At 41.2% G+C, this 328-nt stretch carries 1 protein-coding gene; it reads right to left on the bottom strand.

Features of this window, described 5'->3' with window-relative positions; genetic code table 11:
- The coding region (locus CWC28_RS20915) for a transposase (protein ID WP_502704938.1) at window positions 1–328 on the bottom strand (328 nt) is incomplete at both ends.

Here is a 328-nt window from a genome sequence, read left to right as displayed (position 1 = left end):
AATCTTCGGGTAAATCAGCCACTTTTGCTCTTACAGGGTTTAGGTCAACATACGCAAGGCAAGCGGCAAGTGCAGCTTCATCAAGTAAAGCTTGTGATTTAAAGCGACCTTCCCAAAACCGCCCTTTGCATCCATCTTCTAGATTCGCTTTTCGTGCAATGCTCTCATTAAGCACACGCATAAACCAACTAATACTGCTGAGTCGTTCTCGATATAAATTAACTCTGGCATTAACCGCAACGAGTTCGGCTTGTGTTAGTAATTCGCCATTTAAGAATCGTTGACATAAGAATGTACTTTTAAATACCTTATGCCACCTAATCAGAAT

It is taken from the genome of Pseudoalteromonas sp. S4492, assembly GCF_005886115.1.
Lineage (GTDB): Bacteria > Pseudomonadota > Gammaproteobacteria > Enterobacterales > Alteromonadaceae > Pseudoalteromonas > Pseudoalteromonas gelatinilytica.
Note: the sequence above shows the minus strand (reverse complement) of the source record. Positions and strands in the feature narration are given on the sequence as shown.